Source organism: Rhodococcus sp. LB1 (assembly GCF_001583455.1).
GTDB lineage: Bacteria > Actinomycetota > Actinomycetes > Mycobacteriales > Mycobacteriaceae > Rhodococcus_F > Rhodococcus_F opacus.
This window is the reverse complement of sequence record NZ_LTCZ01000136.1, coordinates 21,677-27,676: the sequence shown is the minus strand read 5'-3', so window position 1 is coordinate 27,676 and position 6,000 is coordinate 21,677. Positions and strand designations below refer to the sequence as shown.

Below are 6,000 nucleotides of genomic sequence, written 5' to 3'. Positions count from 1 at the left end.
TGGTGTGGGCGGGGCTGAGCGAGCGTATCCACCTCGTGGAGGGGTCGTTCGACGACACGGCCGCGTTCGCCGGACTCGCCGCCCGGCTGGCCGAGCTCGACGTCCGCCGCGGCAAGCCCGGTAACTACTTGTTCTACCTGTCAGTGCCGCCGTCCTCCTTCGCGGCGGTCTGCGACCAGCTCGCGATTTGCGGTCTGAACCGGAATGCGCACGGATGGCGTCGGGTGGTGGTGGAGAAACCGTTCGGGCACGATCTCGCCAGCTCGCAGACCCTCGGTGTCGCGCTGGAAAGAGTGTTTCCGCCGGCCTCGATCTACCGCATCGACCACTACCTGGGGAAGGAGACGGTGCAGAACATCCTCGCGCTGCGGTTCGCGAACGGAATGTTCGAGCCACTGTGGAACAACCGGCACATCGACCACGTGCAGATCACCATGGCCGAGAGTGTTGGACTGACCGGGCGCGCCGGGTACTACGACGGCGTCGGCGCCGCCCGCGATGTCATCCAGAATCACCTGCTGCAACTGTTGGCGTTGATCGCGATGGAAGAACCCGTCGCGTTCGACGCCGACAGCATCGCGGCCGAGAAGCTCAAGGTCCTCTCTGCCACCGAACTTCTCGGACCGCTCGCTGAGACATCGGCCCGCGGCCGATACGGTGCGGGCGTGGAGAACGGTCTTCCGGTACCGGGATTGGCTGACGAGGCAGGGTTCCCCGCAGACTCGGCGACCGAGACCTTCGCTGCCCTGACGGTCGGCATCGCGACCCGCCGATGGGCCGGCGTGCCGTTCTTCATCCGTACCGGCAAACGTCTCGCACGGCGGACCGCCGAGATCGCGGTGACGTTCACACCCCCCGCCCACGGGTCACCCGCCGCGAGGGCCGCGGCGGTCTCGAACGTGCTCGTGTTCCGGGTCCAGCCGGACGACGGCATCGAGTTGCACATCGGCGCCAAACGTCCGGGCGGCGGCATGCACATTCAGCCGGTCAGCCTGGGGATGGACTTCCGGTCGGTGTTCGACCCGGCACCGGAGGCCTACGAGCGGCTGATCTGTGACGTGCTGCGCGGCGACGCCACCCTCTTTCCTCGCCGTGAGGAGGTCGAATGGTCCTGGCGGATCATCGATCCGCTCCTCGAGCACTGGGCCGCCGTCGGTCGCCCGGACATCTATCCGTCCGGCGCGTCCGGCCCGGAATCTGCGGAACGGATCCTCAGCCGGACCGGCCGGGAGTGGCGGTCGCTCTGACCCGCGGTGCCGCCGGTCAGTGTCGTACGCCGATCTGCGGCGCCAGGATGCGGGCTGCAGTTGCCGCCGACGCCTACGACCGTCGACAACGAGGACGAGCTCCGGCGGAGCAGGGAACAAGGAGATCATTGACATAAAATAGTGATGCAGACCATACTCCTCGGGCGCTATTCGGTCAGGTGTGCGCATGTCGAACCGTGGGGTGGGAGGAGGCTCTTGGTTCGTGTGATCGTCGGGAGACCCTTGCCGACCATGGAAAGGCGATCGGAAGAATGACCGCGTCGTACGGCTCTCGTGGCAGTGGTCGGCCATCCGTGCCGATCCTCCTGCACTGCGGAGACGTCGAGGAGGCGACCGCAGGTGTGGGCCAGGTGTTCCATCCTCACGAGCTCACCCGGGTTGCGCCGGTGTCCCGGTTCGAAGCAGACCTGAAAGCGATAGCCACCGGTCCGTTGGTTGCGGGCCAAATCCGCTACAACAGCAACAGCGACCTCTTCTGCCCCTCCATCGAGGGCTATCACGTGAACATCCCGTTGTCGGGTCGACTTCTGTCGGAGTCGAACGGTGAGCAGACCATTGTCGAAGAGAACAGTGCGGTGGTCTATCAGACCGGCTCCAATGCTCGGATCCTGACTCCGCCGAACAGTCGGCTGAACATGTTCGCGATGAAGCTCGACCGTGTGGCCGTGCACACTGCGCTGCAGGATCTGCTGGGTCGGCCGGTCACCGAGCCGGTCCGGATCCATGGTGGACTCGATTTGACCGGTGTCGATGGAGGTGCGTGGCGCACACTTGTTCTGAACACATATCAGAGCCAGATCATCGGGTCGATGTTGGTGAACCCGATGCTGGCCGAGCCGTTGGCGTACTCGATCGTCGTGGGGCTGCTTTCCCTGACCGAACATCAGTACGCGGATGATCTGGCGACGCCGGCCGCGCTGACCGCACCGGCCACGATTCGTCATGCCGTCGAGTTCATCAGCGCACACGCGGCGTTGCCTCTGACGCCGGCCGATATTGCCCGCGAGGTCGGGTTGAGTGTGCGCGCACTCCAGCGCGGATTCCGCGAATTCATGGATGCCACTCCGATGGAGTATCTCCGCGGCGTCCGAATGAAAAAGGCGCATGAGGATCTGGTCAATGCGCAACATGACGCCGAAACGGTCGCCGGCATCGCGGGACGGTGGGGTTTCTACCACTACGGGCGATTCTCGCGCGACTACCGGCAAATGTATGGGGTCAGTCCTTCACGGACCTTGCGGTACGGCTGACGCGCCGCACCCCGGTTCGCGTCCGGCGCCATCACGATGGCGATGGGAGGGATCGGCAATGGGCGCTGGATGGATAGTGTCGTGCGCTCTCGGGATAGATAGGCCCGGTCGGGGTGCCTAGATTCGTCAGTAAGGGCAGTGGGAGACCGGCCCGACCAGGCCGCCGAACGGCGCTGACCGACCGATCACCTCCACGCCTCACCGCAACGACACGGCAAGAGATGATCGACATGGCGAGAACAACGACTGCATCCACCAGCACACGGACTCGTGTGGCCTTCGGTGAACACGAGCTCACCCCTTTCCGGGATCGCCCCGCTCTGACACTCGATGCTCGAGTGACCGTCGGAGCCCAAAGTGCCAGGATCGTTGCCTCCCATGACCCGGCCACGGGTGCGGAGCAGGTGGTATTGATGCTCGGAGACACCGTCGGCGCGCAGGACGTCCCAGTGCACGTCGTCGACGAAGAAGTGCTGCTCATCGAGGGCAGCCGTTACATCCACACCCCTCAGCTGTTGATCGGCGATTCCACACTCGCGGTCACGGGCAACCCTGCGGCGCGGCAGTGGGAGGTCGGCCGCCAGCTCCGCGAAGGCGGACCGATCCGCGCGTTGCTCGCGCTGTCCGGTGCTCAATCAGTCGAAGTCGACTGGCTCCCGGCTGCGGCCGCCGCGTGAGCTGACGCCTCTCACGAAGACAGGCAAAATTGGTCACCGCCAGGCGTCGTGCGGGGCGGCTCCGCTGGCGATCTGAACGCAGATCCATATCCCACCACGATGTCCGCCGGCCTTCGAAGACCGGCGGACATCGTGGTGCCGGCCCGCGTCGATCTGCATGCCGCGGCGCCGCCGTCGACTCCGGCGCATCGCTGTCGCTGCGTGGACAGTTCGCGACGCCGAGGGGATAGATATGACACGCGCAACTTCGTAACTTCGTAAGTGAGGCCGAACACAACTTCTATCGGTAGTGACCGACTCCGTCCCTGACCTGAAAGTCGCTCTGTCAGAGTATTTTCCCGCTTCCCAAGCCATGGAGGCTCATATGCCCACCGTCGCATCCGATTCGACGCCGGTTCTGCACCTGATCGTGGATGAGGTTCGCCGCGAATGTGACAACGTGCTCACGTTGAGTGTGATCGACAGCAATGGAGATGACCTTCCCGAATGGGAGGCAGGCGCGCACATCGACATTCACCTACCCGGCGGCATGGTCAGACAGTATTCGCTGCACAGCGACCCTGGTGATCGATCTCGTTACGAGGTAGCGATTCTGCGCGATCCGAACAGCCGCGGTGGATCGCAATATATCCACGACGAGATCACGAAGGGCGCAACGCTCACCACATCGCATCCGCGGAACAACTTTCCACTCGAATCCGGCGAAGAGTATCTGTTCATCGCCGGCGGAATCGGGATCACGCCGATACTTCCGATGATGGGGGCTGCCGCTTCACAGCAACGCCCACATCGGCTGATCTACGCCGGCCGGTCCCGCACGAACATGGCCTTCGCCGATCAGCTCGGCGATCGGGACAATGTTCAGTTGTGCGTGTCCGGCGAAGGCGCCCGCATGAACGTCGACGACCTTCTCGGAGCGCACCTCGGTCCCGGCGTGCACATCTACAGCTGCGGACCGCAACGACTCCTCGACGCGGTCACAGCCCGCTGCGCCGAGCTCGGCATGTCGAAACAGTTACACGTCGAACACTTCTCCGGAACCGCCGTCGAGCTCGACCCGGACGCCGAAGTGGCCTTCGAAGTCGAACTCACGAGGTCGGCCAAGACGCTGACCGTCGCACCCGACCAGACCATCCTCGACGCCGTCCTCGCCTGTGGCATCAAGGCGTCGAACAGTTGCGCCGAAGGCGTCTGCGGTTCCTGCGAGACCACGGTCCTCGAGGGCGAAGTCGACCATCGCGATCAGATCCTCGACGAGGACGAGCAGGCCGAGAACGACGTAATGATGATTTGCTGCTCACGCGCCCGCTCCGGGCGGCTCGTCCTCGACCTCTGACGTGCACACGACCCCATACATTCCCTGGTTCGTCCATTCCCTGGTTCGTCGCAGCCCGGCGTGCCACCGCACCCGTCCACTCATAGGAGAATCGACATGACTGAAACCACCTCCGCGCCGCAGGGTTCGGCGACGTCACCGGGCAAGTGCCCGGTGAGCCAGTTCGCGGCGGAGTTCAATCCGTTCGACGAGGAATACCTGCAGGACCCTTATGCCGTATTCACCCGCGCCCGCAACGAGGAACCGGTTTTCTACAGTCCCGAGATCGGGTACTGGGTGGTGAGCCGATATGACGATGTCGTCGCCATCTTCAGGGACACCGAGTCGTACAGTGCCACCGCCGCCGGTGAGCTGATCAAACCGCCCTGCCCGGCCGCGATGGAGAAACTCGCGGCAGTCGACTTCGTGCCCTCGACGATGCTCGTCGACGAGGACGCGCCGCTGCACACCAAGCGGCGCCGCGTGCTGCGCAAGGGTGTCACCGACGACAGGGTTGCCGAGATCGAGCCGATAACCCGCCGCTTCGTCGGCGACTGCCTCGACGCGATGATCAAGACGGGCAATGCTGACATGGTCGCTGACATGACGTTCCAGGTGCCTGCCCTTACGGCGTTCGTGTTGATGGGAGTACCGGAGGCAGAGGTCGAGCGCGCCCGCGGGTACGCGTCCCGCTTCGCGCTGTGGATCTGGGGGCGCCCGACCGATGAGCAGCAGGTGGAGTTGGCGGGCGAGTTCGCCGCCTACCTCGAGTACGCCCGCGAACACGTCGAGCGGTTGATCGAGAATCCCGGCGACGACTACATGAGCAATGCGATCAAGGCATGGCAGAAGGCCGGCAACGACGACGTGTGGGACAAAACGTACCTTGCCTCGATCATGCAGAGCCACCTCTACGCCTCGCACGAGACCACGACGAACGCAACCGCGAACGGTTTCAAGGTGTTGCTCGAGAACCGTGATCAGTGGGAGTTACTCTGCAACGATTCCTCGCTCATCCCGAACGCCGTCGAGGAGATCCTGCGCTACGCGTCCTCGGTGCCGGCCTGGCGGCGAGTGACCACCCGCCCGGTGACGATCGGTGGCTTCGACATCGCCGCCGGTGAACGCATTCTCGTGCTCACCGGATCGGCCAACCACGACGACGCCGTGTTCGACGACGGCGACCGCTTCGACATCACCCGCGAGAACGCAGACGAGCATGTGGCGTTCGGATGGGGTATCCACCTCTGCCTGGGGCAGGCCCTGGCCCGAATGGAGATGCGCGTGATGCTCGAGGAGACCACCAAGCGGCTTCCGCACCTGATTCTGGTGGAGGGCCAGGAGTGGACGTACTCGCCGAACACGTCCTTCCGCGGACCCGAGCGCGTACTGGTCCAGTGGGATCCCGCTCAGAACCCGGTGCCCGAGGATCGACCGTGACCGAGCAGCGTGTGTCCTTAGAACCCCCGGTCGTGCGGAAGTTCAGCGAT

5 protein-coding genes are annotated in these 6,000 nt (G+C 64.3%); all 5 read left to right on the top strand.

The annotated features are described in order from the left end of the window. Positions 1–1,247: glucose-6-phosphate dehydrogenase (gene zwf / locus AZG88_RS20145; RefSeq protein ID WP_061698711.1), on the top strand; the 1,247-nt coding region annotated here is incomplete at its 5' end. 272 nt (positions 1,248–1,519) lie between these two features. After that, positions 1,520–2,518: an AraC family transcriptional regulator gene (locus tag AZG88_RS20140; RefSeq protein WP_061698710.1), complete on the top strand. Its 999-nt coding sequence runs from the start codon at positions 1,520–1,522 to the stop codon at positions 2,516–2,518. Positions 2,519–2,931: 413 nt separating this feature from the next. Then, positions 2,932–3,195 (top strand): hypothetical protein, encoded by a 264-nt coding sequence (locus AZG88_RS20135; RefSeq protein ID WP_143548724.1) that lies wholly within the window; start codon positions 2,932–2,934, stop codon positions 3,193–3,195. A 364-nt stretch (positions 3,196–3,559) separates the two neighbouring features. After that, positions 3,560–4,531 carry a PDR/VanB family oxidoreductase gene (locus AZG88_RS20130; protein WP_061698708.1) on the top strand — a complete coding sequence of 324 codons (972 nt, stop codon included), beginning with the start codon at positions 3,560–3,562 and terminating at the stop codon, positions 4,529–4,531. 96 nt (positions 4,532–4,627) lie between these two features. Next, the gene (locus AZG88_RS20125) at positions 4,628–5,950 is read left to right on the top strand and encodes a cytochrome P450 (protein ID WP_061698707.1); all 1,323 of its coding nucleotides are present in this window, start codon (positions 4,628–4,630) and stop codon (positions 5,948–5,950) included. Positions 5,951–6,000 lie beyond the last annotated feature (50 nt).